The organism is Corynebacterium sp. LaCa78, assembly GCF_046717505.1.
Lineage (GTDB): Bacteria > Actinomycetota > Actinomycetes > Mycobacteriales > Mycobacteriaceae > Corynebacterium.
In genome coordinates this window covers 438,384-464,790 of record NZ_CP177112.1, presented here as the reverse complement: position 1 = coordinate 464,790, position 26,407 = coordinate 438,384, and the positions used below count along the sequence as shown (strand labels likewise).

The 26,407-nt window shown below is 60.5% G+C and carries 25 protein-coding genes; 3 read left to right on the top strand and 22 right to left on the bottom strand.

Features of this window, described 5'->3' with window-relative positions; all coding sequences use genetic code 11:
* Positions 1 to 17: 17 nt before the first annotated feature.
* The 4 genes from ACLI1O_RS02345 to glmM form a co-directional block, all read right to left on the bottom strand.
* Positions 18 to 296, bottom strand: coding sequence for a hypothetical protein (locus ACLI1O_RS02345; RefSeq protein WP_023016768.1), 279 nt, complete (start codon positions 294 to 296; stop codon positions 18 to 20).
* The gene (locus tag ACLI1O_RS02340; protein WP_284771935.1) at positions 296 to 2,026 is read right to left on the bottom strand and encodes a hypothetical protein; all 1,731 of its coding nucleotides are present in this window, start codon (positions 2,024 to 2,026) and stop codon (positions 296 to 298) included. The genes ACLI1O_RS02345 and ACLI1O_RS02340 overlap by 1 nt, the downstream gene beginning before the upstream one ends.
* Positions 2,026 to 2,340, bottom strand: a complete 315-nt coding sequence (locus tag ACLI1O_RS02335) for a hypothetical protein (protein ID WP_034653448.1) — start codon at positions 2,338 to 2,340, stop codon at positions 2,026 to 2,028. Before ACLI1O_RS02335 ends, ACLI1O_RS02340 begins: the two co-directional genes overlap by 1 nt.
* Positions 2,341 to 2,436: 96 nt before the next feature.
* Positions 2,437 to 3,780 (bottom strand): phosphoglucosamine mutase, encoded by a 1,344-nt coding sequence (gene glmM, locus ACLI1O_RS02330; protein ID WP_005277129.1) that lies wholly within the window; start codon positions 3,778 to 3,780, stop codon positions 2,437 to 2,439.
* Between the two features lie 195 nt (positions 3,781 to 3,975).
* Here glmM and ACLI1O_RS02325 point away from each other — a divergent pair, with 195 nt between their 5' ends.
* Complete coding sequence (locus ACLI1O_RS02325; protein WP_411706928.1) at positions 3,976 to 5,901, top strand: BCCT family transporter; 1,926 nt, start codon at positions 3,976 to 3,978, stop codon at positions 5,899 to 5,901.
* Positions 5,902 to 6,236: 335 nt separating this feature from the next.
* Here ACLI1O_RS02325 and rpsI read toward each other — a convergent pair whose 3' ends face one another.
* The 6 genes from rpsI to eccCa all read right to left on the bottom strand — a co-directional run bounded on the left by rpsI (position 6,237) and on the right by eccCa (position 13,265).
* Entirely contained in the window at positions 6,237 to 6,779 is a 543-nt protein-coding gene (rpsI, locus tag ACLI1O_RS02320) for a 30S ribosomal protein S9 (protein ID WP_005281349.1), read from the bottom strand.
* A complete protein-coding gene (rplM, locus tag ACLI1O_RS02315; RefSeq protein ID WP_239269129.1) occupies positions 6,779 to 7,222 on the bottom strand; it encodes a 50S ribosomal protein L13 in 444 nt (147 codons plus the stop codon). The genes rpsI and rplM overlap by 1 nt, the downstream gene beginning before the upstream one ends.
* A 358-nt stretch (positions 7,223 to 7,580) precedes the next feature.
* Positions 7,581 to 7,868, bottom strand: a complete 288-nt coding sequence (locus tag ACLI1O_RS02310) for a WXG100 family type VII secretion target (protein WP_005277116.1) — start codon at positions 7,866 to 7,868, stop codon at positions 7,581 to 7,583.
* Between the two features lie 44 nt (positions 7,869 to 7,912).
* Positions 7,913 to 8,227, bottom strand: a complete 315-nt coding sequence (locus ACLI1O_RS02305; protein ID WP_005277114.1) for a WXG100 family type VII secretion target — start codon at positions 8,225 to 8,227, stop codon at positions 7,913 to 7,915.
* 133 nt (positions 8,228 to 8,360) lie between these two features.
* A complete protein-coding gene (locus ACLI1O_RS02300) occupies positions 8,361 to 9,575 on the bottom strand; it encodes a type VII secretion-associated protein (protein WP_411706927.1) in 1,215 nt (404 codons plus the stop codon).
* Positions 9,576 to 13,265, bottom strand: coding sequence for a type VII secretion protein EccCa (gene eccCa / locus ACLI1O_RS02295; protein ID WP_239269074.1), 3,690 nt, complete (start codon positions 13,263 to 13,265; stop codon positions 9,576 to 9,578).
* A gap of 152 nt (positions 13,266 to 13,417) precedes the next feature.
* Between eccCa and ACLI1O_RS02290 the strand changes: the two genes are divergently transcribed.
* Both ACLI1O_RS02290 and ACLI1O_RS02285 read left to right on the top strand, forming a co-directional pair.
* Positions 13,418 to 14,863: a type VII secretion integral membrane protein EccD gene (locus ACLI1O_RS02290; RefSeq protein ID WP_239275519.1), complete on the top strand. Its 1,446-nt coding sequence runs from the start codon at positions 13,418 to 13,420 to the stop codon at positions 14,861 to 14,863.
* Positions 14,863 to 16,104 (top strand): S8 family serine peptidase, encoded by a 1,242-nt coding sequence (locus tag ACLI1O_RS02285; RefSeq protein ID WP_239269080.1) that lies wholly within the window; start codon positions 14,863 to 14,865, stop codon positions 16,102 to 16,104. The genes ACLI1O_RS02290 and ACLI1O_RS02285 overlap by 1 nt, the downstream gene beginning before the upstream one ends.
* Here the strand turns inward: ACLI1O_RS02285 and eccB are convergent.
* From eccB to secY, 12 genes are all read right to left on the bottom strand, one after another.
* Positions 16,101 to 17,384: a type VII secretion protein EccB gene (gene eccB / locus ACLI1O_RS02280; protein WP_411706926.1), complete on the bottom strand. Its 1,284-nt coding sequence runs from the start codon at positions 17,382 to 17,384 to the stop codon at positions 16,101 to 16,103. The genes ACLI1O_RS02285 and eccB overlap by 4 nt on opposite strands.
* A gap of 92 nt (positions 17,385 to 17,476) precedes the next feature.
* On the bottom strand, positions 17,477 to 18,358 hold the full coding sequence (gene truA / locus ACLI1O_RS02275; RefSeq protein WP_239269084.1) for a tRNA pseudouridine(38-40) synthase TruA: 882 nt from the start codon (positions 18,356 to 18,358) through the stop codon (positions 17,477 to 17,479).
* Positions 18,359 to 18,739: 381 nt separating this feature from the next.
* A complete protein-coding gene (gene rplQ / locus ACLI1O_RS02270) occupies positions 18,740 to 19,252 on the bottom strand; it encodes a 50S ribosomal protein L17 (protein ID WP_005277082.1) in 513 nt (170 codons plus the stop codon).
* A 67-nt stretch (positions 19,253 to 19,319) separates the two neighbouring features.
* Complete coding sequence (locus ACLI1O_RS02265) at positions 19,320 to 20,330, bottom strand: DNA-directed RNA polymerase subunit alpha (RefSeq protein ID WP_239269086.1); 1,011 nt, start codon at positions 20,328 to 20,330, stop codon at positions 19,320 to 19,322.
* A gap of 114 nt (positions 20,331 to 20,444) precedes the next feature.
* Positions 20,445 to 21,050: a 30S ribosomal protein S4 gene (gene rpsD / locus ACLI1O_RS02260; RefSeq protein WP_023016758.1), complete on the bottom strand. Its 606-nt coding sequence runs from the start codon at positions 21,048 to 21,050 to the stop codon at positions 20,445 to 20,447.
* 21 nt (positions 21,051 to 21,071) lie between these two features.
* Positions 21,072 to 21,476, bottom strand: coding sequence for a 30S ribosomal protein S11 (rpsK, locus tag ACLI1O_RS02255; RefSeq protein WP_005277076.1), 405 nt, complete (start codon positions 21,474 to 21,476; stop codon positions 21,072 to 21,074).
* 3 nt (positions 21,477 to 21,479) lie between these two features.
* Complete coding sequence (gene rpsM / locus ACLI1O_RS02250) at positions 21,480 to 21,848, bottom strand: 30S ribosomal protein S13 (protein WP_023025213.1); 369 nt, start codon at positions 21,846 to 21,848, stop codon at positions 21,480 to 21,482.
* Positions 21,849 to 22,030: 182 nt separating this feature from the next.
* Complete coding sequence (gene infA, locus ACLI1O_RS02245; protein ID WP_003854422.1) at positions 22,031 to 22,249, bottom strand: translation initiation factor IF-1; 219 nt, start codon at positions 22,247 to 22,249, stop codon at positions 22,031 to 22,033.
* A gap of 259 nt (positions 22,250 to 22,508) precedes the next feature.
* Positions 22,509 to 23,036, bottom strand: coding sequence for a L,D-transpeptidase (locus ACLI1O_RS02240; protein ID WP_411706925.1), 528 nt, complete (start codon positions 23,034 to 23,036; stop codon positions 22,509 to 22,511).
* Positions 23,037 to 23,367: 331 nt separating this feature from the next.
* Positions 23,368 to 24,162, bottom strand: coding sequence for a type I methionyl aminopeptidase (gene map / locus ACLI1O_RS02235; RefSeq protein WP_239269090.1), 795 nt, complete (start codon positions 24,160 to 24,162; stop codon positions 23,368 to 23,370).
* Positions 24,162 to 24,707: an adenylate kinase gene (locus tag ACLI1O_RS02230; protein WP_126318292.1), complete on the bottom strand. Its 546-nt coding sequence runs from the start codon at positions 24,705 to 24,707 to the stop codon at positions 24,162 to 24,164. The genes map and ACLI1O_RS02230 overlap by 1 nt, the downstream gene beginning before the upstream one ends.
* Positions 24,707 to 26,032, bottom strand: a complete 1,326-nt coding sequence (gene secY / locus ACLI1O_RS02225; RefSeq protein WP_239269092.1) for a preprotein translocase subunit SecY — start codon at positions 26,030 to 26,032, stop codon at positions 24,707 to 24,709. The genes ACLI1O_RS02230 and secY overlap by 1 nt, the downstream gene beginning before the upstream one ends.
* Positions 26,033 to 26,407: the final 375 nt, after the last annotated feature.

Genomic DNA, 26,407 nt, shown 5'->3' with positions numbered 1-26,407 from the left:
AATCCGCTGAACTAGGCCTATCCACGTCGCAGCACAGATTTCACCTGCCCCGATGCGTTATTGACACGCGTTGGGGCAGCACTATTTCGGCGCCACGTTCCAGCAGCTGCTTGCCGATGCCCCACCGCATCACCGTCTCTTCCCCCACGCTGCTCATTTTTGGCCTGCTGTACGGCCTTGGCCGTGGACTTTTCTAGCTCGTCTTGGGCCTTCGCCAGGCTTTTTTCAAATTCCAACATGCGTCGCGCGGTGCGCTCGCGAAACCCCTGCGCGAATTCTGCAAAATCGTTATTCATTACCACTGCCCTGCCTTTCGTGCAGTCACGGATGGTTCATCTGAGCTTGGCTCTGGTGCAGGCTCGGGGGCCGGAGCAGGTGCCGGTGGCTGTTCAGGTTCCGGTGCTGGTGCGGGCTCAGGTTGAAGCTGCGGCTCTGGCGCAGGTGCACCAGCTCCAGCGGCTTCTGCTGCCTGCAGGTGCTGTACCTTTTCTGGAGGCGGGGCCGGTTCTTCCACCTGGGAAAGCTCCGGAGGTGGCTCAATTGTTCCTTCTTCCGGGCACAGTTCAGGCGCGGGCTCGGGTTCCGGTTCTGGTTCTGGCTCAGGGCAAGGTTCTGGTTCAGGCTCCGGTGCGGGCTCGGGTTCCGGTTCAGGCGCAGGTTCCGGTTCCGGTTCCGGCTCTGGGCAATCTGCATCGGCGATATTTTCCAGGCACTCCGCAGCGCCCTCAATGATGAGGCCTACACCTACCAAAGCGATTCCTGCACCGACGATTCCCAAGCTGCCGCTGCAGGAGGACTCGATGTCACAGGCCGCATCATCTTCCACGGCAGCCGGTGTTGTTGCTTCTTCTTCGCATTCAGAATCTTCCGGCACAGGCTCAGGTACTGGGTCCTGTTCAGGCTGCAGTGCGGGCTGTTCCGGTTGTTCTGGTGGGCAGTCTTGTGGTTTGGGTTCCGGCTCAGGATCCGGTTCCGCGTGCGCCGGGGTGGTCGTGGACTCGTTCTGTCGAGGCGGCTCGTTTACGAAACCGCGGCACTGTTGGCACTGGCACCCGGAAGGGTGCTGCTCAGGTGCGGGTTCAGGAGCCGGCTTCGGAGCCGGTCCTGGTTTCGGCTCCGGTTGCGGCTCGGGAGCTGGTTTCGGCTCGGGTGAGGGTTGTGGTTGCGGTGCCGGTTTCGGATCTGGCTTCGGCTCTGGGGTCGGCTCTGGCATCGGTTCCGGATTGGGCGGGCACTCAGCGGTGGATGCGGGTTGCGTCGGCTGCGCTGGCTGTGGCGGGGTGGAGTCGGCGCCGCCTCCGCCATCGGGCATCGGGCGCGTGGGAGCTGGCGTATCTGGGCACTTTTCCACTGGCGGTGGGCAAGAATCCTCCTCGGCCTCTGCCGGCTCGGGGCATTCCTCAGGAAGAGGCCGCTCGCAGACGCATTCGCAGCGGGATTCAAACTCGTCGTAACAGGATTCAATGGCATCATCGCGGTCCCGGCACGTGCTGGCGATGGAGTCATTGGTGTCATCGATGATCTTCGCACCAATGGTGGAGACGATGGGAATAATGAACTTGGCCAGCGGGTGCCTGGTGGCCACCATGGACAAGATATTGAGCAGCGGGATGACCGCGGAAATCAGCTCGGTGAGTGCGGTGTCGGAGGTATCGACGACATCGGAAATAGCGCCCGAGCATTGCTTGGCAGAGTCAGTAAGCTGCTTGCTTTCATCGCGGTGGATATCAAAGTCTTTTTGAATGCCGGTCAGGTGCTCGCGCAAGGTGCCGTTTGCAAAATCGGAGTCGTCAGTGCGCAGGAAATCCGCAAGCCCCTTTCCACCACCGTGCGGAAGATTGCCGCCCACCGCGGAAATGGTATGGCGCAGAATGTTTTGTGGGGCGATTCCATCTACCGCGCTGATGAGCTCACTCAGAAGCCCCAAGGGCATGCTGGGGCCGGAGTAATTTCCCAGGCATGCCAATTGGAACTGCGAAATGGCGGCGGAATAATCCCCTAAAAGCGATTTAGTCAGCGCACTCATTAGTCCACTGCCTTTCCGCTTTCTCCTGCAAAGGAGCGGCTAAAGCCGGCATCGTACGTGGCGAATGCGCGCATCTGATCGTGTGCTGCCTGGCCTGTGGCAGAGATATTGTCTAAGCGCCACGTTCCATTGTCATGAATGCGCGCGAGGATGCTTCGTATGCGCTCGCCGTGGCCGGAAAAATTCCGCCCAGCCGCGGCAACGGGAAAGTCTGGAACATCGGCGCGGTGGGCTTGGCGCTGTTCATCGTTGGCGCTTATAGCTTGTTGTAGTGCGGACATCGCCTCTGCGGGGCGAAGAAAAACCTCAGACATCGGTATAAATCCCCAAATCCATATGCGGTAAGTGTGCTCACTTTCATTGGACTGGGGTTTATACCAAATGGTTCCCGGTACTTCTTATTTTCCTGCCTATACCGAGGCGACGACGGCAGAAAGCCTACCAGCTACCTTGCGGGCGTGTTCTTCTTCGGCCGCTTCTACCATGACGCGGAACAGCTCTTCGGTACCAGAGGGGCGAAGCAGGACGCGGCCGGTTTCCCCGAGCTCTTCTTCTGCCTCCACGATGGCCTGCTTGACCTCGGCAGAATCCATGATCGCGGCCTTATTGGACACCGGAACGTTGATGAGCACCTGCGGCAATACGGTCATCACGGAGGCCAATTCCTTCAGGCTCTTTCCGGACTTGGCCATACGCGCCATGATGGAAAGACCGGTGAGGGTGCCATCGCCGGTAGTGGAGTCATCGGGAAGCACGACGTGCCCGGATTGCTCGCCGCCCAAGGAGAAATCGCCGCGGTGGAGCTCTTCGAGCACATAACGATCGCCCACCGCCGCGTGGCGGACCTCAATGCCTTGCTCCTCCATGGCAAGCGTCAGGCCCAAATTGGACATGACCGTGGCCACGAGCGTGTTAAAGCGCAGGTCATTGTCTTCCTTCATCCCTACCGCGAGCAAGGCCATGATCTGATCGCCATCAACCACGTTGCCTTCGGCATCGACGGCGAGGCAGCGGTCCGCATCGCCATCGTGGGCAAGACCCAAATCGGCACCATGCTCGAGCACCGCTGCCTGGGCTTTTTCGATATGGGTAGAGCCACAATTTTCGTTGATATTAAAGGCATTTGGCCGGTGGTAAATCGGGATGACCTCAGCGCCTGCTGCTTCATAGGCGCTCGGAGCAACCTTCGAGGCCGCGCCATTGGCCGTATCCACAACCACCTTGATGCCGCTCAAGTCAGTGGAGACGACCTCCTTCAGGTGCGCTAGATAGCGCTCACGCCCATCGGGCGCCTCCGAGATAATGCGGCCCAGCTTGGTGCCCGTCGGGCCCTCCTCAACGAGGTTATCCATAGCGGCCTGAATCTTATCTTCCACACTATCCGGCAGCTTCTTGCCGCCAGCGGAGAAGAACTTAATGCCGTTATCTGGCATCGGGTTATGGGAGGCAGAGATCATCACGCCGAGATCCGCACCATAATCATCCGTCAAAAAGGCGATAGCTGGGGTAGGAAGCACACCCACGCGCACAACGTCCACGCCGCGCGACGCCAAGCCGGCGGCGATGGCGGCATCGAGCATCTCGCCCGATACGCGGGGGTCACGGCCGATGATTGCCAATGGGCGGCGCTCATAAGATTCGCGCTGCGCAGTAAAGACCTCCGCCGCCGCTTGTCCCAGCGTCAAGGCCAAAATGGGAGTCAGCTTTTTATTCGCGAGGCCGCGAACTCCATCGGTTCCAAATAGTCGAGTCATGAAAACAATTATGCCCTGTAAGTCCCACCCGTTGCATGTTTGGGGCATCGACAAGCGAGCTAATTAGGTAACCAACATCACGAAAAATGTCCTTGTGATGAAAAGCAAAATTTGCTTAAAGTAGTACTTTTTGGCATTTATATGAAATTATTAGCTAGGTTATACTTCACTCTTTTGCCTTAGAGAGGATCAACGATGAACGAACCTAGATCTTCAGGTGACAAGTCACCTGAAACTACCTCGCAGAAGGCACGGTCAGCCATTGCGAAAGCCGCTTCTGGGGAACGCGCTATTCATCCAGCCCTCATTCCCGGAGTAAGTGTCGAAAACACCCGCGCCGATTTTAAGACCAATAAAACGGTCTTTGCGGTGGCGTTGGCATCAACCTTTGCCGTTATCCTGTGGGCCATCATCGCCCCAGATAATCTGGCTAGCACAGGAAGTACCATGCGGGCGTGGGTCGTCCAAAACTTTGGATGGCTATTTACGATCATCATGATTGCCACCACGGCATTCCTGCTGACGATCGCTATCGCCCCAACCGGCAAAATTAAGCTCGGCGCCGATGATTCCAAGCCCGATTTCTCCCGCAACGCATGGATCGCCATGCTCTTTGCCGCTGGTATGGGAATCGGCCTGGTCTTCTACGGCCCGATGGAGCCGCTTGCCCTATTCTTGACTCCCCCGCCGTATCTTTCCGGCGTCGAATCCGGCAGCCAGGAGGCCATCCTTCCGGCCTTTGCCCAAGCAATACTTCACCACGCTACGTTGCCGTGGATGATCTTTGCACTGGTGGGCGGCGCGCTTGCCTATGCCGCTTATCGACGCGGCCGTATCCCGCTTATTTCCTCGCTCTTTGAACCCCTCATTACGGATTCGAATAACCGGGTATTTGGAAAGATCGTCGATATCTTCGCGGTTTTGGTCACCCTCTTCGGCACGGCTACCTCCCTGGGTATCGGTGCGCTGCAGATCCGCACGGGTACCTCGATCCTTACCGGCAAGCCTTTAGAGGGCAACGGAATCATGGTGGTGATCATTACGATCCTCACCATCCTTTTCATTCTTTCCGCGATGTCCGGCATCAAGCGCGGCATCCGCATCCTGTCCAATATCAACATGGGCTTGGTCATCGGCCTCGCGGTCTTCGTTCTCATCACTGGGCCGACGCTCTACATCCTGGATCTGATTCCCGCCTCCCTGCTGCAGTTTTTCAAGCACTTCGAAGACATGATGTCCCTGTCCGCCTCCCAGGGTGAACCAGAAAAGGAATTCGTCACCGCATGGACCATGCTGTACTGGGCGTGGTGGATTTCTTGGTCGCCCTTCGTCGGTATGTTTATTGCGAAGATTTCCCGCGGGCGCACCATTCGCGAATTCGTCTTCGTCATCATGCTCGTGCCTACCACCCTGTCGCTTTTCTGGTACGTCATCTTTGGTGCCACGGCTATCAAGACTCACCTGGATGGAGACGGAATCGAGATTGAAGGTTCCGGCGGGAATGTGATGTTCGATCTCATGAGATCGCTGCCGCTATCTAGCATCACCACGGTCATCGTCCTCCTCGCTGTGGTCGTCTTCTTCAATACGGCTGCTGACTCCGCTACCAACGTCATGGGCTCCATGTCCCAATCAGGCCGACCAATTCCCTCGACGTCGATTTCCGTTATTTGGGGCGTTGCCCTAGGTGGCATTTCCTTGTCCCTGCTGCTCATCGCCGGCAAGGATGCCCTGAGCGGCCTGCAGTCCATCATGGTCTCCAGTTCGCTGCCGTTTACCTTCATCCTCATCGGCATCATGGTGGCGTGGGGCAAGGACTTGGCACGCGACCCTGCAATACTGCGCAGGAAATACGCCCATGCCGCCATTGAGCGCGGCACCCACTTGGGCCTCCAAGAACACAACGGTGACTTCGTATTCAGCTCTTCCGCCGTTCCAGAAGCCCACGGTGCCGGGGCAGAAATTGAAAACGATGACCCGTACCTCCACGAGTGGTACACCATCAACGCATCGGATGAATACCTCGCAGAGCAGGCAGCCCTCCGCGAAGAGCGCCGCGCCGAGCTCAAGAACTTTGCAAAGAAGAAAACCGAGGACAAGGCCGCAGAAGACGATGAGTAATCTCTCCGCCTAACCGGACCTCTCCCCTAGGCCCTAGGCCCTCGGTCCCTAGCCCGTCTCCATCGCACTGCGCATTAGCGCTTCCCGCGATGAGAGGCGGGCTTTTCTCTGTTCCTACAGTCCGTGGTGCGCTGCGGCGTGAGGGCGCTTCATCGCGCCCTCGACTGAGCGCTTATGCCTCACGCACGGCTAAGCCTCAAGAGGCTGGCCAAGCGGGGTTTGGCCGGCCCAATCGGAGGGGCATCGGCAAGAGCGATAAAACGACAAAGCCGCCGCCTCCCAGAATGGGGAAGCAGCGGCAGTGTACGGCGCTTGCGCGCGCAGTAGAAGCGAGATTAACGCTTGGAGTACTGCGGTGCGCGACGTGCCTTGTGCAGACCAGCCTTCTTACGCTCAACTGCACGAGCGTCACGGGTGAGCAAACCAGCCTTCTTCAAGGTGGAGCGATCAGCCGGGTTGTAGATGTTGAGCGCACGAGCGATAGCCAGGCGCAGGGCGCCGGACTGACCGGTCGGGCCACCACCGTTAACGGTGACCTTCAGGTCAAACTGGTTCTCGCGGTCCAGCAGGGTCAGCGGGGTGAGGATGTCCTGCTGGTGCAGCTTGTTCGGGAAGTACTCAGCGAACTCGCGGCCGTTGACCACGATCTGGCCGGAGCCAGCAACGAGGCGAACGCGAGCGACGGCGCGCTTACGGCGACCGACGGTCTGAATTGGGCCCTCGTGAACCGGAGCAGCGGCCTCAACCTCTGCCTCGGTCTCAGGGTTGGCGCTAGCCAACGAATCACCGATGGTGTTGGTGAACTCTTCGGTAGCGGCGCTTGCTGCAGCGATGTCAGCAGCCTCGGCTACATTGTTGTCGATGTTCTGCTCAGCCATTACTGTGCCACCTGCTTAAACTCGAAGGTTTCCGGCTTCTGACCGGCGTACGGGTGCTCATCGCCTACGAAGACGTGCAGCTTCTTGATGGAAGCGCGGGAGAGCTTGTTGTGCGGCATCATGCCGGCAACAGATTCTTCGATAACGCGGACCGGGTTGGCGTCCAAAGACTGACCCAGGGTCATGGACTTCAGACCGCCCGGGTAACCGGAGTGGCGGTAGCGCAATTCGCGGTCGCGCTTGTTGGAAGAAACGTGAATCTTGTCAGCGTTGATGATGATGACGTGGTCACCGGTGTCAACGTTGGGTGCGAACTGTGGCTTGTGCTTGCCGCGCAGCAGGTCTGCCACGGTGGAAGCAAGCTTGCCCAGCACCACGTCAGTAGCATCGATGACGTACCACTTGCGGGTGATGTCACCGCTCTTTGGGTGGAAAGTAGACAAAATGACTCCTTGAAAGTCTGTCTCGGAACTGCCGGCCAGCGCTAAGCATCCATTCGCTTCCCAACAGCGGCCGGTGGAGACCTGCGGGAAGCGCTTCGCCAGCTGCTTGCCGACGAGCGAACACATAGGGCTACAACTTTAGCCGCTACCGGAGTAAAAGACCAAAACGCCGAAACCGGCACCTTCCAGGAAGAAAAGGTACCGGTAAAAGAGGTTCTATGTGGCAGTTTGTGTAAGTGGCGCGGTAGGGGACGGCGGCTGCGTTCGCCTCCTGCCAGATGGATACGGGCACGGGCACCGCCCGACTCCCCTACTGCGCTTTAAAGAAGCAGGCTAGATAGATGCTGCCAAGGGTGCGTTAGCCCCAGCTAGCGGCGGCGCGGCGGTTGACATCGCTCATGGCGTCATTGCCCTGGGACACGGTCTTGGAGATGGTTGCCAGCACGGTATTGAGTTCCTGCGCTGCCTTATCCCACTTGGCCTGGGCCTGGTTATAGGCCACTGCGGATTCACCTTCCCAGGTGCTCACCATGGGCTGCAGGCGGGATTTGAGGTCGGCCAAGGTGCTGTTGATGCGGCCGGAGGTGGCGTTGATATCGGCTGCGGCAGAAGAGATGGCGCCGAATTGGTACTTGATCTCGGACATGTCGAAAATGCTTCCTTTCGAATTTGCTGGTGGAGGTGACTGGGTTACAGGGCGAGGCCGCCGCCAACATTGGAGAAGGCCTGGGTGTTTTCGGCTTCGACGTTGTCGAAGTTGTGGGCATTGCTGCGAATGTTTTCAGAAATCGAGGTCAATGCCTCGCGCAGTTGCTGCGCGGAGGTGTTGTAGCGCTGCATCAAGTTATCGAATGAAACCTGCGCCTGGCCGGCCCAGCTGCCGCGGACAGAATCAACGACACCCTGCAGACGGGTGAGCTCGCCTTGGACCTCGTCATTGGTGTTATCGACGCGGCCGGCGGTGGAGACCATGACATCGGCTTGTGTCTTAAAAGTCTGAGACATAACAGTGCGCCCCTCCTTAGGGCGGGAAGAGATGTTGAGTGTGATTTCCCCCGAAAAAGCTTCTGTGCTTTCTCACCGTTATTGGACTGTGCTCAGACCCATTTGGTTCCCGGGATGTTAAAAACTTTTCTGTTTATTTCTTGCTCAGGGATTCGGTGGCCATCCGGCACGCGGCTTTTTGCACGGCATTAGCGTTATGCCGGGTATGGCACCCCACCGACATGTGGTGGCCGGTATCTTCCCATATGGTCCATTCCACTACGGAGCCATCGCCGGGGTCTTCTACATAGTGCAAACGCCCCGTGTCCTCAGATACATCGCGCAGTTCTGGATCCTTATCCACCTGGGCTTTGATTTCATCAAAGAGCGCCCTGGCTGGAACGTTGAAAAGCGAGTCCGCCGCTAAGAGAATCCTTAGATCAGGGTCTTCTCCTGTAGCGGTCACCAGGCCTTCCTCCACAGTGGCCTGAAATCCGGTGGGAAGGACGACGGACAGCCCTTCGATATCAAGGCGCTTTTCGCCTGGGTTGAGCTCGCCATCACCGCCCGCGTCGCCAGCCGCGTCCGCGTTGTCATCGCTGCCACCACCAGATTCGTCCGTCGGCACGGAATCGGCGGCGCTCGCAGCGGTGGCACTTCCAGCGGTGGTGACCGCCTCGCCGTCTTCCTCATCATTGGACGCATTCGCGCCCATGGCCCACCACGAGGCGCCGACGACGGCGAGGATCACCACGACGATCGCGACGTGGAACATGTCGATGGCACCTATCCAGCCGCGCAGCTTATCGGCCCACCGGGTGCCCGTTCCTCTCTCCTTTCCTGCTCGCTTTCCAGTTCCGGTTCCGGTTCCGGTTCCGGTGCCAGTCTCGGTTTCCATTCCCGATTCCGCGCGTTCCATGGATATATCCATCTGGGCTGTGGGCGCGGATTCTGAAGCGTCTGCAAGAGCCGCCGAAGCCGATGCAGGCACTGTTTCCTGCGCCCCTGCCTCGCCCGCAACCGATTCAGCCTCTCGTACTGGAGTTGATTCCGGTGCGGGCGTTGCGTCCTGCTGCCGCACGCGGGCGCCAGCTACATCGAGTTGTCGGGTCAGGATGGTGACGGCCTCGCGGGAGACGGCGGTGCCAGAGGGATCCGCGATGACGGATACGTCCACGTCCGGCCAGGCGGATCCAGCGATCTTCGCAATCTGGTCCATGACGTGGCCTAAGGCCTTGCCTTCTACGATGCCTGTTCCGGCGAGATCGTAGCGGTACACGGTTTCTGGGCCTTCAAAGATGGTGGCCGCATCCATGACGGTCACCGTAATCGTTGCCGTTGGTGCGGAGATAGGCGTTTCTGTAGACATTTATTCTTCTCCTTCCCCGTAAACCACCTGGGCGATTCCCAAGTTTTCGCCGCGGATGCTCCATTGCCCGCGCCCAGGCGGCTGGTGGCTGGGCTTGAGCCCGAAGATGGTGCCTTCATCGCGGTCGGCATCGAAAAGCAGGAATGCGGGTTGCAGGTCGCGCACCGCGGAAAAGAACTGACCGAACAGCGCCCGGCCGATGCCGCCGGATTTTCGGGCGATGACCATGTGCAAGCCGATGTCCCGCGCGTGCGGCAAGAGATCGATCAAGGGCGCGAGGGCGATATCGCTGACCAAGTCCGCATCATCTACCACCACGTAAATATCCGGGCCCGCCCACCAATCGCGGGCGGCGAGCTGCTCTGGGGTGATATCCGGTCCCGGCAAGCGTTGTTCCAGCGTGCGAACGGTATTGACGATTTCCTCCTGCGCACTGGATTGCGTTGCGGCATAGGCCGCCACCATGTCCTGATCCAGCGTGCCCAGATGGGCGCGGCGCTGATCGATGACCACCAGTCGCGCCGCCTCGCGCGGAAGGCGGCTAATCCCGCGCATGACCTGCGCCAAGAAGTTGGACTTGCCGCAGCCTTGGGCGCCGATGGCAACCAGGTGTGGTTCGCGCTCCGGATTCCAGGCCAAGGTGGAAAGGTCGCGCCCGCCGATGCCCCACGGGATGCCGCCAGTGGGGGCTTCGCCATGGGCAGCCAGCGCCTCTGGGGTCAGGACCGCGGGCAACATCTTCAGCTGCGGGGCGGGAACGGCGTTAGCATGCACGCGGCAGATATGGGCAATATCTTGATTCGAGGTGTGCGCGAGCAGCATATTTTCGCCGGCCTGTGTCAGCCCCCTGCCCGGAGCGCTGGGCAGTTTTTGCTGCAGCTTGCGGTCAATAAGCGAATCGAGCGCCTCACCTAAGCGCAGCTCGAGGCGGTTTGCGATGAGATCCCTAATCGCCGGGCGCATCGTGGTCCACCGGGAGGTGGCGATGACGACGTGTACGTTGGCGGAGGCGCCGTCCGCAACGATATCCGTGATGGATTCGGCTATATCCTCAAACTCCGCATTGGATGGGCCGATGTGGTGCCAGCCATCGATAATCAAGAAGGTCTCGCGCGATTCCGGCCGGCGAATAAACCCGGCAACCTCATCGACGATGCGGCGGATCTTTTCGCCTTCTTCGCGCCCGGCTACCCCGGCAACGTGCGGTAGCCGGTCGAGGGCGGCTAGCTGCCCACCGCCCAAGTCGATGACATAAAAACGGATATCTTCCGGCCGCCGGTTGAGTGCTAGGGAGGAGACTATCGTGCGCAGCGCGCCCGACTTGCCGGATTGCGGTCCCCCGCACAGGGCAAGGTGGCCGCCGTGCTTGTGAAAGTCGATGACCAATTGGTCTTGGCGCTGGTAGTAAGGCCTATCGATGACCCCAATCGGCGCGGATAGTTGCCCTGCGGTGGAACCCGCATTCTCCATATCGAGGGACGAAAGCTCGATGACCGGCGGCAGCGGTGGCAGCCAGATGCGGTGGGCCTCCTGGCCCCGCGCGGCGGCCTCCTCACCGGCGGCGCGAACCACCTCGGTAAGAACCGATGTGGATTCATCCATGACCACCGAGGGCGAATTCTGTGCAGCGGCATCGTCCTGCGCCCAGCCTGTAAAAAGCTCCACCCGGCGCGGCGGCCCTGCAGGGTTGCCATCTTGGTCCGTGGCCGCGTGCGTCCCCGTGCCAGGTGCAGCCCGGCGCGCGAGCGGCCCTGATACGTAGGAGGCCTGAAACCGAGTGAGATCCTCGGCATCGGATTTGAGGTAGCCGGCGCCGGGTTGGCCGGGAAGGTGGTAGGCATCGGTGACGCCAAGGACCTGGCGGGATTCGGCGGAGGAAAAGGTTTTCAGGCCGATTCTGTAGGACAAGTGGGAGTCCAGCCCCCGCAAGCGCCCTTCCTCAAGCCTTTGGGAGGCCAAAAGCAGGTGCACGTGGAGGCTGCGCCCCAAGCGCCCCACGGCAACGAAGAGCTCGGCGAAATCCGGGTGCTGGCCCAAGAGCTCGGAAAATTCGTCCACGACGATGACCAGCGCCGGCAAGGGGCCGTAGTCCCGCACGGCATCCGCAGAGGCGTTGTACTCGCCCACATTGGCAAAGTTTCCCGCGGTGCGCAGGAGCTCTTGGCGGCGATTCATCTCCCCGGAAATGGCGTCATACATGCGCTCTACCAGGGTGGATTCTTCTTCAAGATTAGTAATGACCGCGGAGGTATGCGGCAGGCGGTCACAGCCTAGGAAGGTCGCACCACCCTTGAAGTCCACCAACACCAGGTTGAGTTCATCCGGGCTATGCGTGGCAGCAAGCGCGGTGACAAGAGTACGCAGGAGCTCAGATTTACCGCTGCCCGTCGCCCCGATGCACAGGCCGTGCGGCCCCATTCCGCCGTGCGCGGATTCTTTGAGATCCACGGTCACCGGCTGCCCGATTGAATCGATGCCAATGGGCACCATGAGCCGCGAGGCGCCATCGCGCCCGTGCCACATGCCGCTAGCTGCCAACTCATCCACGCCGCTGTAACCAAGCAGCCCCAGCAAATCATTGCCCCGGCGCCCAGAGGTGCTATCGGGGCGGCGAAAGACCGCCATCCGGCGGGCCATAATCGTGGCCGAGGCAGTACCTAAACTATCGGGTGTACCCAGTTCTTCCACGCCCGCGGCCGTGACCGCCTGCAGGGTATCCGCCGCGACGAGGCACAGGCCTTCTTGTTCCGCGCGCAGGCTCAACGCAGACGACGGCGCACCATCTACCTCAATGACGGTGGTATAAGAATCGCCGTGGAAGAAGTCTTCGGTGCCGGTGGTCAGGAGGGCATCGACAAGCACAATGCGAAACCGCGCCTTGTCCGGCTCCCGGGTGTGCGGCAGCCATTTCAGCCACTCCCAATCGCCGCCGATGGCCTCGATCCCGATGGTCTCGGGGCCGTGCGCCAGGGCTAGTTGCATGACGAGGGCGCGCACCGTATCGCGGGCATTATTGCCGGTAAAGGATAAAAACCTAAAGGCCTGCAATTGGATCACCACCGGCATATCGGGCACGGTGCCCACCGCCTTGATGGCCTGGCGCATGCTCACCGCACAGACCGGGTCCAGGTCCTCGGTCGCACCAGAATCAGGCACGTTGATGGGCGTGCACAACGTGGTGGGCCCAGTGCCCACGCGCACCTCCAAGGCATCCGGATCATCAGGCCCGCGCTCCCACATGCGCCGCGATCCCACCAGCGGTTCCAACCCCGCCGGATCCGGGTGCCGATACAGCTCGTGTGCGCGCTGCGCACCGGCATTATCCAGGGCCTTTTCCCGCAGCGCCTTAATGTGGCGCAAGTAAGTCCGCCGGGTTTCATCCGGGTCCTGCCCGCTATTGTGCGGCCCAAACATCATGGCCATGCTGGCCAGCATCATCAGCGGAAACATCAAGGATACCGGGCTGATATGCCGCGAATCGCCCGCGCCCAGCACCATCAACGCCACCATGCCCAGCATGGCGGCGATCATCACGATGGGCAGCAGCAGGCGCACCAGCAGCACCGGCTGTGGGCGCACCGCTTCCGGAACTTCCTCTGCCTCGATGGTGCCGGTGGGAAGCGGCGGTGGCGCGTCCCGAAGCGGCATGGACAATGGCTCCACGATGTGGGTTTCCCCGATCCCAAGCATGGGTAAAATCCTCCCCCGATCCACACGCTTAGCGCTCTTGGCCCCCTGCCAAGATTCCCCGCGCTGCGGTGGACACGACGCCACCAGTAAGCCACAATATGTGGCATTGGGCAAGGGGGACGCCCACAATCTTTAGACAATTCGGGGGAATTATGACCGCTCCAACGGCGCATCACCTGCGCCTTACCATCCGCATCCACGCAGACTCCTTCCACAAGGAAGCAGACGTGGCATTGCCATTAAGCTCCAGCCTCGGCGAGCTCATGGCAGAACTTACCGATCTTGTCGATGCACCCGCGATCGACTCACCCTGGCGCGCCAGCACGGCATCCGGGCGCACCATCGACCTCACCGCACCGCTTGCCGCCACGCCGCTTGCGGAAGGCTCCATCCTGGTGCTCTCCCCGCGCGAGGAGCGGCCCGCGCCCGTAATCCGCGATGCGGCCGAATCCCTCGCCGCCCAAAGCCGCGACGACACCACCTCCGCCATTCCCATCGTCTGGGCGTGGACTGGGCTTGCCGCGGCCTTCGCCGTGGCCTGGGTGCTCTCACTTCCGGCGGTGGCCTGCGCCGGGCTCGCCATCGCGGCCTTCGTGCTCGCGCTGTGGACGCGGGCGCTATCGCTTGTCATGCTCACCCTGGCGGCAGGGGCGGCGAGCGGGTGGGCGCTTATTTCGCCCGCGCTTGCCGATGCCCCCTATGCCGCCCTCAGCACCAGCGCCACCCTCCTCGCGGCGTTATTGGCCTGCCACCTCACCCGGTTAAGCACGGTACGCATTACCTCCGGTGTGCTCACCATCGCCGGGCTAGTGCTCATTGCGGCCGTGAGCTACCTGCTTCCTGGGCTCAGTGGGAATTCGGGCATCGGCACGAGCCACGGCACCGCAGCGGCCGCGGGCACCGTTATCGCAGGCGTCATTGTGCTTGCCACCGCCCCCGCGCTGACCATCGCCACCGCGGGACTCAAGGTGCCGCAATTGCCCACCGCAGGCCAAGACCTCGCCGTATCGGATGAACTCCAGCCCGATGTGGACGATCGCGCCACCCGCGCCGGGTACGCCTACGAGGGCATCTGCTGCGCAATCGCGCTCTGCCTCATCCCGGCCCTTATCGCGCTCAGTTTCACCGGCACCGGCACCCTCGTGGCCACGGACGGGACCGTGAACGAGGCGGGAGACGCTTCCATCGGTTCTCGCATAGCCGTGCTCTTCGGCACCGGTTTAACCGGGCTCGGCTTCGTCCAAGCGCTCTGCGTCTCTGTTGCCGGAACGGTGGTCATGCACGCCGCGCGTCACGGGCGCGTGCTTGCCAGCTGGGCTCTCATGCTCGTCGCTATGGTTGCCTGCCTCACCGCCTGCTTGTGCGCCGTGCATGCGATTGCCACCAATGGGCTTGCCGGCGCTTGGGCGCCGACGGCGGTCGCCGCCCTCCTGCTTGCCGCGATGTTAAGCGCACCACTGTGGACGGCCAAAATGAGCGAGGTGGAACCAACAACCATCGCCTGGTTCGAACGCATCGAGTCCCTGACCATCGCCGCCTGCCTGCCGCTTGCCGCGCACCTCGCCGGGATCTTCGAGCTCATTCGGGGGCTAGGATAATGCACCACAATCGCTCGCGTCGTTCTTCCGTACTACCTGGTTTCAGCGGCAGTTCAAGGCTTGCTGCTTGTGCCCTCACCGCGTGTGTCCTCGCCGAAACCGGCGGCTTCATCGCAGCAGCTCCCATCGCGGGCGCGCGGGAACCGGACCGGGAATGCGCCACCGCGCATCCTTCTCCCCTAGCGCCAGAACCTTCCGAGGATCAGCGCGCCTACCGCTCCCAGCTGCATTCCTTTGCCACGGGCGAGGGCATTAAGGTAGCCGTCATCGATACCGGCGTTGCCCACCACGATCAGCTGCCGAATCTCACCGCAGGCGCGGACCTAGTCACTCCGGAAGAACCGGATCCGCACCGGGATTGCGACCTGCACGGCACCGTTGTAGCCGGCATCATTGCCGGGCACGATATTGGCATCGCCCCGCGATCTGAGATCCGCGCCATCCGCCAAACCAGCGCGCATTATCGCCAATACGATGGCACGGCCGGCGAGTCCGACGAGGACAGCACTACCGGCTCGCTCGACACATTGGCCAGCGCCATCGATCATGCCGTGGAGGACAACGCCCAGGTCATCAATATTTCCGTCGTGTCCTGCGTTCCAGCGAAGACCGCGCAGCGCATCGATAGCTCCCGCTTGGATGAGGCGCTCGGCCACGCGGAAGATGCCGGCGCGGTAGTCATCGCAGCCTCCGGCAATATTTCCTCCGGCACCTGCGAAGAAGGCGATCACGTCTTTCCCGCTGATTCACCGACCGTATTATCCATTAGCGCCCAAGAGGATGCCCACGCGCTGGCGGAGTACTCCCTCACGCCTGCCGATGGCCCACAATTATCCGCCCACGGCTTCGTCCCTTTAGCGCTTAATCCCGCCGGTGGCTGGGCAGACGGGAAGAACCAACAGGATTCCCTGGCGCAGTTTCATGGCACCTCGTTCGCGGCTCCGGTGGTTAGCGGCACCGCCGCCTTATTAGCCGAGCGCTACCCAGACGCCAGCGCCGCCGATATACGCCAACGTCTCCTCTCTGCCGGCGAGCCCGGCAACGGTTTCATCGACCCGCTCGCCGCCCTGACCCATATCGATGGCGAATATGCCGCACCCGCGCGCGATCTGACCATCCAACCCGCCAAAGACGAACACTCCCCAGCGGCGAGCCGTACCGGGTGGGTGATCGGCGGGTTAGTCCTGCTGCTGACCGGCCTGACGGTTGCCCGCGGGCTACGCCGAGCCAAGTCGGCCTAGCGGCTGACCTGCAGAGCTTCGTCCCGGTCCAAGCGCGAGGCTTCTGGCAGTAGCCGGATGATTTCCCACGGAACCTCCGCCCCGATACCGGTGCCGAGGGCCTCCAAGAGTTCCTTATTGTCCACCGCATGGCGCTGCCCCGTCGGCGAGACAACGTGATAGCCATGCCCGGTATCCACACCAACTCCTCCTGCCGATAGCCCACCGAAGCGATCCGCTATGCCCTCACCTGCGAGCGCTACCGTCCCGGGGTTCTCAGTCACCATCGCTGCCCCACCGTTGCTATCGGCGCACATCCAGCCCTCACCTGGGTCAACGAAGTCGAAGGTGGTGGCGGGCAGGCGGAAGTTTAAGGGGGAATCGGCAAGCGCGCCTATCTCTCGTGGTGAGGCTTCTTTGCGCGTCGCGCCGTAGCTAACCAGCATGTCAGCCTGGGTGGCGGAAAGCTCGGCGACGCCGTCGTCCGTCCGGGCCCACTGATCCTGCCCGGTATCCATGATGTCCGGCAGCGGATCGGGAAACGTCAGCGGCGGCTGCTCCGCAAAGGCATTGAGCAATTCCGCGGGAACGGGCCAGGCATGGGTGCTCCCGTCGATGCCAATCCCGCGGCGGATGACCCGGCCCTCCGTGCTCTGCGCATCGGGTAAACGCACCCGCCCGTCCGCGGTGAGCAGCCACTGCGTGCCATCCGTTTCTGCGAGCGCAGCACACTCCTCCCCAAAGCCCTCCTGCGGCGGATCCGCTACCACGATGACCTCTTCTTGGGCCACCTGTTGGCTATCGATGCTGGTGGGGTTATCGGCAGGCTGCTCATCGTGTCCGGCAAGGCACGCCGCCCACGAGCGCTGCGGGGTCTCGCCCGGTGCGGCCAAATAGCCGGGCGCATCCGAAATCCCCACGGGAGTGCCCAACGAGGCCTCGCGTAAATGCTCGTCCCCAATGGTCTGCGCCTCGGCCGCCTCGCCGGCGATGATCCGCGCGGAAGAGAGGTTGTAAACGGGGTGGTACGTATCGTTGACATCCACGAAGAGCTGGCCCTGTTCCGAGCGCACGATGGGCGCGTCCCCTGGCTGCGGGCTCGGCTGCAACCAGGCTAAAAGCCCAGAACCGACGGCCAAAAAGGCCACGCCTACCCCGCCGAATATCATCGCCTTGCGGCGGCGGGCTAGCGGATCATGGATCATGCGCGTATCGCCCAATACGAGCCCGTGTTCCACGCGGCGGCGCAAAAATTTATGGCCCGAGACTTGGGCCTTCGTCGTTGGCAATGGACGTGCCATGAATTTCCCCCCGAAAATTCCCCGAAAGTCTAAATAAACCCAGACCTCAGGCTAGCGTAGGCTCCACGGCCCTGCCACTTGGCAGCGTGTTTTCACAAGGTCGTGCGCTTTTCCCTCGTCATATGCGCGCGCGCGGACATGTCGCCCGCCTCCGGGTAATCCACTTGTACTAAGGACAAGCCCCTCGCCGGTGCTACGGGAATGCGAGAGGAGCGCTTGGTTTCCTGAAGCAATGCCGCGGCAAAGTCGACGTCCATGCGGCCTTCCCCAACGCTTAAGCAACAGCCCACCAAAGAGCGCACCATCGACCAGCAGAAGGCGTCCGCGGTCACCCGGGCTTCAAAGAGCTGCGGTTCTTCCGGTGTCGAGACATCCTGCCAGCTAAATTCCTGTAATTCTCGAATGGTGGTGGCATTCGGCTTGGCCTTGCAAAAGGCCGCAAAATCGTGCAGGCCTACCAGCGCGTTGGCCGCATCCTGCATGGCATCGATGTCTACCGGTTTGAACCATTCGGCCGTATCGCGCGCCCGCGTCGGCAGCGCACCCCGCGGGCTGGTGGTTATCCGGTACACGTAGTGCCTACGCAGCGCAGAAAATCGGGCATCAAAACCTTCCGGCGCCACCTCGCAGCCGTGCACCCGGACGTCTTCCGGCAACAGCTTGGCAAGCCTGCGCACTAACTTTCCCGGATCGCCTCCTACGGACCGTTGTTCCAACATCTCTTGCGGTACGTCCACGTGCGCCACCTGCCCGCGGGCATGGACGCCCGCATCCGTACGTCCGGCCACCGTCAGCGGCACCTCCGTGCGCGCGATCATGGCCAGCTGCTCCTCGAGCACGCCCTGGACGGTACGCAGTCCGCCCTTTTGCTTAGCCCAGCCGTGGAAATCGGTGCCGTCATAGGCCAGGTCTAACCGGAGCCGAACGAATCCTTCCGCTGGTCCCTCATCTGCGATCGGTGCTGCTTCAGTCATGGTGGACCTAATGCTACCGGAGGCGGCGGCGGGTTCCCGAAATGTGCAACTTCTCCTGCTACACCTCCCCTATTCGTTTTGAGCAGAAAATGCAATATCTGAGGGCCGTAATTGCTCAGTTATCGCAGTGGAGGATGCGCATAAGAGGTTGCGCGGGTGGATGCGCGGGTGGATGCGCGACGAAACCGGCTCATAGTCACACTAAAATACCGAGGCCCAGGAGGTCGCGGCGCAGGGGCTGAGGGAAAACGACAAAAGCCGCCTTCCCGTCTCTCTTCGTAAAGAGTATGGGAAGGCGGCGATTGTGCGCTACTGCTGCGAGTAGTCGGTGCAATCCACGCGCGGCGTTAGGGCCGACGCGGATTCAGTGGCCGAGGGAGATTACTTCTCCTCGGACTCCTCAGCAGAGGTGTTCTCAGCTGCGGTGTCCTCGGCCGGAGCCTCGGTCTCTGCAGCCTCGTCTGCCTGAGCTTCTTCAGCCTCAGCGGCCTTGGAAGCGGCAGCGCGGGTAGCGCGGTTAGCCTCGGAGGTCACGGTCTCCTCAAGAACGAGGGAGATCTGGGACATCGGGGCGTTATCACCGGTGCGGTTGTCCAGCTTGATGGTGCGGGTGTAGCCACCCTCACGGTTCTCAAACTTCGGTGCAACCTCGTCGAACAGGTGGGAAACAACATCCTTGCGCGGGATGAGCTTCAGCACTGCGCGGCGGTCAGCAATGGTGCCGGACTTAGCCTTGGTGATGATCTTTTCGACGTACGGGCGAAGAACCTTCGCCTTGGCATCGGTGGTCTTGATGGCGCCGTGCTCGATCAGGCTAGCTGCCAAGTTGCTCAGCATGTGAGCTTGCTGCTTGGCGGAGCCACCGAGACGGGCACCCTTCTTCGGGGTAGGCATTGTTTACTCCTCGTGTGCGGTAAAAGTTGAGCGCGCGGCAACGAGTGCCGCAGTTCAGGGTGATTCTTTACTCGGAATCGTCCGCAGCCGGGTCCTTGAAGTCACCGGTTTCTGCGTCGTAGCCCTCGAGCTGGGTGGGGTCGAAGTCCTCAGGGGTGTCCTTCAGAGCAAGGCCCAAGTTAGCCAGCTTGATCTTTACCTCATTAATCGACTTCTGACCGAAGTTGCGGATATCCAGCAGGTCGGACTCGGTGCATTCTGCAAGCTCGCCGACGGTGTGGATTTCCTGACGCTTCAGGCAGTTATAGGAGCGAACGGAGAAGTTCAAGTCCTCGATAGGCATGCCGTAGGCGGCGATATACTCGGTCTCCTGCGGGGAGGGGCCGATCTCGATGCCTTCGGCTGCGTTGTTCAGCTCGCGTGCCAGGCCGAACAGTTCGACCAAGGTGCCGCCGGCAGAAGCCAGGGCATCGCGGGCGGAAATCGAGTTCTTGGTTTCGACGTCGATGGTCAGCTTGTCAAAGTCGGTGCGCTGCTCAACACGAGTAGCTTCGACCTTGTAGGAGACCTTCAGCACTGGGGAGTAGATCTGGTCGATTGGAATACGGCCGATTTCCCCAGAGGTTGCGGCAGCCGGGACGTAGCCACGGCCGCGCTCAACGACGAGCTCAATGTCCAGCTTAGCGGTGTCATTCAGCGAAGCGATGTGCAGATCCGGATTGTGGATCTCCACGCCAGCCGGCGGCTGGATATCGCCCGCGGTGACATCACCAGGGCCTTCCTTGCTCAGGTACATAACCACCGGCTCATCGAAGTCGGAGGACAGGACCATGCTCTTGATGTTCAAGATGATCTCAGAAACGTCTTCCTTCACACCGTTGATGGTGGTGAACTCGTGGAGCACACCATCAATCTTGATGGAGGTTACCGCTGCGCCCGGGATGGACGACAGCAGGGTGCGACGCAGCGAGTTACCGAGGGTGTAACCAAAGCCCGGCTCGAGCGGTTCGATAACGAACTTGGAACGAGACGAGTCGATGAATTCCTCGGTGAGCTGAGGACGCTGGGAAATGAGCATTTCAATTCTCCTTTTCGGCGACCGCTATTTGACGCCGGTAGAGGGGGTAAAAATCTTGAGGTTGAAGATTCCTGATGGACCGCGTGGCCGTGAAGGGCCGTGCGGTATAACAGTTTACTTCGAGTAAAGCTCGACGATGAGCTGCTCTTGCAGCGGAATGTCGATCTGAGCGCGCTCGGGCAACTGGTGCACGAGGATGCGCAGCGTATCAGGAACGACCTGCAACCATGCCGGTACGTTGGCATCGATAAGAGCGTCCTGAGCGTCTTCGAACCATTCCATCTTCTGGGACCGCGGGCGGACATCGATGATGTCGTACTGCGTAACCCGGTAGGACGGGATGTTGATGTTCTTGCCGTTCACGGTGAAGTGACCGTGGGAAACGAGCTGGCGAGCCTGGCGGCGGGTGCGTGCCAGACCGGCGCGGTAAACCACGTTGTCGAGGCGGGTCTCCAGCAGGATGACCAGGTTGTCACCGGTCTTGCCTGGGAGGCGGTTAGCCTCGGTGTAGTAGCGGCGGAACTGACGCTCCAGCACACCGTAGGTGTACTTTGCCTTCTGCTTCTCCTGGAGCTGCAGCAGGTACTCAGATTCCTTGATGCGGTTGCGGCCAGCCTGTCCCGGAGGGTACGGGCGGCGCTCGAATGCCATGTCTCCGCCGACCAAGTCGACGCGAAGACGGCGGGATACGCGGGTAGCGGGGCCAGTGTAACGAGCCATTTTCTTACCTCTTTCCTTCCCTTAAACCTTGCGACGCTTGGTCGGACGGCAGCCGTTGTGCGGCTGTGGAGTTGCATCCGTGATCGAGGAAACCTCGAGGCCTGCAGCCTGCAGGGAACGGATGGCGGTCTCGCGGCCGGAGCCCGGACCCTTGACGAATACGTCAACCTTCTTCATGCCGTGGTCCATTGCCTTACGTGCGGCGCTTTCAGCGGCCATCTGCGCAGCGAACGGAGTGGACTTGCGGGAACCCTTGAAGCCAACGTGGCCGGAGGATGCCCAGGAGATAACAGCACCGGTCTGATCGGTGATCGAGACGATGGTGTTGTTGAAGGTGGACTTGATGTATGCGTGGCCCAGAGCCACATTCTTCTTGACGACGCGACGGCCGGAACGGCGTGCGCCGGAACGAGTCTTTGGAGGCATGAACTACTTCTTCTTTCCTGCGATCGTCTTCTTCGGGCCCTTACGAGTACGCGCGTTGGTCTTCGTACGCTGACCGCGTACCGGCAGACCGCGACGGTGGCGCAGACCCTTGTAGCTTCCGATTTCAATCTTGCGACGAATATCAGCCTGAACCTGGCGGCGGAGGTCACCCTCTACCTTCCAGGAGCCTTCAATTGCGTCACGCAGTGCCGAAACCTGTTCATCATCCAGGTTGTCGGTGCGCAGGTCAGGAGAAATGCCAGTCTTTTCTAGCAATTCCTTGGCACGGGTTGGACCGATGCCGTAGATGTAGGTGAGAGCGACCTCCATACGCTTATTGCGTGGGAGGTCAACACCAGCTAGACGTGCCATAAGGCGTGTCCTTTCGGGTTGTTACGGCGGTTTTCTCCCCATCCGTCCCGCTCCATGCAACGCTTCGCCCGGACCGTGCCGGGGATCCTTGGGTTGCTTACCAGTGCGGGCTCAGGCCACCGTAGCCTGAGGTGTACAGGACAAAACCATGCTTCGCCCTTGGGTGAGGAGGCTGACTGTGTTTACTTGTAGCGGTAGACGATGCGTCCGCGGGTCAGGTCATAAGGAGACAGCTCTACGACGACGCGATCCTCCGGGAGGATGCGGATGTAGTGCTGACGCATCTTACCGGAAATGTGTGCAAGAACCTTGTGCCCATTGTCGAGCTCGACACGGAACATTGCGTTTGGCAAAGGCTCGACGATGCGACCCTCTACCTCAATTGCGCCTTCCTTAGCCATAACCTCTACTTTTCTGGCGACAGACAAGTACCTGTCACCTGCATGTTTGTTGTCTACTGCGGTGGTGCAAGCCAACCAGACCTACTGGCGCTATACACCGTCAAACCAGCATACGCTGCAGCGACACGATTTCCAAACCGTACGCACTTTCATAAATCCCAAACCAGCGGAGTAAAACTAAAAATACCCTCGAGCTCAGTTCCTGATTCTGGAACCAAGCGCGAGGGCGAGGCGCGTTAACGCGGTGAGCTACATCGAATTAGTAGATGTAGACCTTGTCACCAATCTGGACATCGTTCCAATAGCGAACCGCGGCATCGTACGGCAGATGCACGCAACCGTTGGAGTCAACGTTGGTGTTGTCCAGGTGGAAAGCGTGGCCGTTATTGGTGAAGTAAATGGAGTACGGCATCGGTGCGTTATTGAACTCGCGGGAGATTTCGTCCTTCACCTTGCGGTTGACGTGGAAGGTACCGCGCGGGGTTTCCTCACCCACCATGCCGGCGGACATGGATGGGGAAATGTAGGAGACGTCGCCACCTTCCTGCAGCCAGGTGCGGCGGCCGTCAAGGTCGACACAGATCTTGGCGTCTGCCGGGCAGGAACCGCGGTCGAACTGGTTAGCGCGGCGCTGCTCCTCCGCACGGCGCGCCGCCTCTTCAGCCTTCGCCTTTTCTTCCGCAATCTGCTGTGCGTGTGCGCGCTCAGCGGCCTCGCGAGCCTGGCGTGCTTCCTCGTTCTTCTGCGCAACTAGGCCCGGGAAAAGGAATTCCAGTGCACTATCCACTGCGGACTGTACATTCGGTGCCAGTTCTGGGGCGTACTTCTCAGCCTGATCCAGGATGTCAGTACGGGTCTGCCATGCCTGGTCACGGGTCTGGCCTTGGAAGTTATCAACCTGCTGCTGGGCCTGTGCGGTGAGCTGGTCGAGATTAGGGAGTTGCTGAGCAGAAGCTGCCGGGCGCCGGCAATAGTGCTCAATGCCATGACGCCAGCCACTGCTGGTGCAGCAACGGTGGCACTTAACTTGCGGAGGCTGAATTTAGACATAGTGGTGAGTATAAACCTTTCAGGGAATTATCGCCTAGTTTAAGCGGCGATTTTTCGGGGAATAAGTATTAGTAGCGCCTGGTGAGGATGCGCGGGCCGTCCACCGTCGCGGCCACCGTGTGCTCCCAGTGGGCGGCAACGGAGCCGTCGAGCGTGACCACCGTCCAGTCATCTTCTAGCACCGCACTATCGACGGTGCCCAAGGTGAGCATGGGTTCGATGGCCAGGACGGAGCCCTCCTGGATGAGGGGACCGCGGCCGGGCTTTCCCTCATTTTCCAAGTAGGGCTCTTCGTGCATGGTGCGGCCAATGCCATGTCCGCCGTAACCATCCACGATGTAGAGGGATACGCCAAACTTGTCCTCTGCGCGGTAAGTCGCCTGCTCCAGGGCGTGGGAGACATCCGTCAGGCGGTTGCCCGGCACCATCGCCTGTAGCCCTTCCATGAGCACCCATTCGGTCGCCGCGTTCAATGCCGCAACGCCCGGGTCGAGTTCGCCGATGGGAAAGGACCACGCGCTATCTCCTACCCACCCATCGAGGGTGGCGCCGCAGTCGATGGAGACGAGGTCGGCATCGGCAAGCACCGTCTTAGCATCCGGGATGCCGTGCACGATGACATCGTTAACGGAGGAGCAAATGGAGCCCGGAAAGCCTTCGTAGCCCTTGAAGGTAGGGGTGGCACCGGCATCGCGGATTGTCTGTTCCGCCACCGCATCGAGCTCCAGCGTGCTCACTCCTGGCGCCGCCGCGGCACGGACTGCTTGCAGCGCCTTGCCGACGATCTCGCCAGCCGCCTGCATAGCATCCAGCTCGCCCGGGGTGCGGGCGGGAATGCGCTTGGTGCGGCGCCGAAAAGCCATTACTTGCCCAGCGCTTCCATGGCGCGAGCGTTGATCTCTTCGACGGAGCCTTCTGCCTTGATGGGGATGATGGCATCGCCGTAGTGCTCGATGAGCGGGAAGGTCTCATCGCGGTAGACACCCAGGCGGGTGCGGATGGTTTCCTCGTTATCGTCGGCGCGGCCGCGGGCCATCATGCGCTCGACAACGACGTCCTCAGAAACCTCGAAATTCAATACGCCGTCGAGCTTTTCGCCCTTCTTGGACAACAGCTCTTCCAGGATGTCTGCCTGCTCGGTGGTGCGCGGGAAGCCGTCCAAGAGGAAGCCGTTTTTGGCGTCGTCTTGGCTGAGGCGCTCTTCTACCATGCGCGCGGTGACATCGGTAGGCACTAGCTTTCCGGCGTCAATATAGGACTTCGCCTCAACGCCCAGCGGGGTGCCCTCGCCAATATTGGCGCGGAAGAGGTCACCGGTAGAGATGTGTGGAACGCCGAGCTTTTCGCTCAGGATTGCTGCCTGGGTGCCTTTGCCAGCACCGGGAGGGCCAAGAAGTACAAGACGCATTATTTCAATAGTCCTTCGTAGTTGGATTGGAGAAGTTGGGATTCAATTTGCTTGACCGTGGTCAACGCGACGGAGACCATAATCAAGATGGCGGTACCGCCAAAGGCGGAGGTGCCGTTAGCAGAAGAGTGGCCGACGCCGAGGTCCAGGAGGATATTCGGCAAAATGGCAATCAACGCCAAGTACAGGGCACCGACGCTGAGCAGGCGGTTCATAACAAAGCCGAGGTACTCCGCCGTAGGGCGGCCCGGGCGGATGCCTGGGATGAAGCCACCGTACTTCTTCATGTTATCCGCTTGCTCGGCGGGGTCGTACTGCACCGAAACGTAGAAGTATGCGAAGAAAATGGTCAACAGGAAGTACAAGACGATGTACTGCCAGGACGACGGCGCCTGCAGGTGCGCAATGACATTGCGCTGCCACCAGTTATCCGGGGTGTTCACGGAGCTGGAGTTGACGATCTGCGTGATCAGCACCGGCATGTAGATAAGCGAGGAGGCGAAGATGACTGGGATAACGCCGGCCTGGTTGACCTTGAGCGGCAAGTAGGTGGAAGAGCCACCGTACTGGCGACGGCCCACCATGCGCTTGGCGTACTGCACCGGGATGCGGCGCTGGCCCTGCTCGATGAAGGTAATGCCGACGACCAAGACGATAAGGCCGACCAACACCATCGCGAAGACCATGCCGCCGTTGTTTTGCAGGATATTCATGCCATCGGTAGGCAGGCGCGTAGCAATACCAGCGAAAATGAGCAGGGACATGCCGTTGCCAATGCCCTTTTCCGTAATCAGCTCGCCCATCCACATTACGAGGACGGCACCGGAGGTCATCGTCACCACGAGCAGGATGAGGGTGAAGAAGTTGCGGTCTTCTGCTAAGACCGGCACGCCCTGGCCCAGCAGCTGCTCGCGGTCCGCCAGCGCGACGATGCCGGAGGATTGCAGCAGCGCCAAGGCGACCGTGAGGTAGCGGGTGTACTGGGTCATTTTCGCCTGCCCAGATTGACCTTCCTTCTTCAGCTGCTCAAAGCGCGGGATGACCACGGTCAGCAGCTGCACGATAATGGACGCCGTAATGTAGGGCATGATGCCGATGGCGAAGATCGACAGCTGCAATAGGGCGCCGCCAGAAAACAAGTTAATCACGGAGTAGAGGTCTCCGGATTCCTCTGTCAGTTGACGCAAGCGTCCTGCAATTGACGCGTAATCTACACCCGGCGACGGGATCTGTGCACCGATGCGGTACGCAATGATCATCACGACGGTGAAGACGATCTTCTTGCGTAGGTCGGCATCCTTAAAAGCCTGCAAAATGGCGGACACTACAAAATCCTCCTGGCCTACCGCTGTCACGCGCGAATCTATGGATTCCTCACGCAGCAACACACGGAGGTGGACACTCGTTGGCCCCCTCAGGGCTCCACATCTTTCTCACACGGCGTTAAGAAGTAAAGACAAGGAGTCCCAAAGGAACGGTGGAACACTTTTGACCCCATAACCCTACCAGCTATATAACTGCGAGCCACATCTAACCCGCATTATGTGACAATGATTGCCCATTCTTTCGCGCTTATTCCGCTAGGGGTTTACCATGTTAATTATTGCCCTGCGCAATTTTCTACCCGTAGGATTCCGGCCTTGCGGTCCCTAAACACCAAGGTCGTTATTGGTGTGACCCCAACATTGCGAAAGAAGTCT